This is a genomic window from Virgibacillus carmonensis, from assembly GCF_057836705.1.
On record NZ_JBYQFJ010000177.1, the window covers coordinates 1 to 684 of the forward strand.

General features: G+C 34.6%; 1 protein-coding gene. It reads right to left on the reverse strand.

Annotated elements, in window-relative coordinates; all coding sequences use genetic code 11:
• Positions 1-89 precede the first annotated feature (89 nt).
• Positions 90-422, reverse strand: coding sequence for a hypothetical protein (locus tag AC3G7N_RS21230; RefSeq protein ID WP_089060879.1), 333 nt, complete (start codon positions 420-422; stop codon positions 90-92).
• Positions 423-684: the final 262 nt, after the last annotated feature.

A 684-nucleotide genomic window follows, 5' to 3' on the forward strand; every position in this document is an offset into this window, starting at 1 on the left:
TTTCATTCGCTGCCACTTTAATTTTTTCTTTCGTTTCAGTGCTTAACAAAAAATATGATCCTTGTTTTTTCTCTTCTGTCATGCTCATTTTAATTTCCCTCCTTGTCATCCATAGCAAATGTTTTATCTAAAATGTAATCGGCTTCTTCTGGATTTAATCCAAGTGCATCACATAAAATCAAATACAGATGGAGCGTTCGTTTTTCTATATGATTTAATCGTTTGAACGTCATTTCCAATCCGTCAGCAACTCGACTCACAGTCACATCTAATTCTTTTTCTGCTAACTTAATGCCATCAAATTTCACTGCATCCTCTAACATTCGTTTCAGTAATACATTCCTTGATACCTTTTGTTTTTTAGCTTCCTCATCCAACACTCTTACGGCACGAACATCTACATCCCGAATTTTTATTTCCATTCAAATCCACTCCTTCCACGCGTCGCTTAGAAAATAGTAAAATCCCCGTTCACAAGAACAGGGATTGTTGAAGGGCATAAGGATGTGCATTTTGTCCCATAACGGATGCTTTAAGAATGTGTCACTTTTCTTTGTTTGAAAATACAATATTAAACTCAGTGAACCAATTACCACTACTATAAACAAAAAAGTCATTAACATTGGTATATTAACTTCCGTACTTGAGGAAAATGGGACTGCTATATCTTTCTTATATATATCT

Coding starts and splice junctions, on each gene's coding strand:
- AC3G7N_RS21230 (WP_089060879.1), bottom strand. CDS start 422: ATGGAAATAAAAATTCGGGATGTAGATGTTCGTGCCGTAAGAGTGTTG.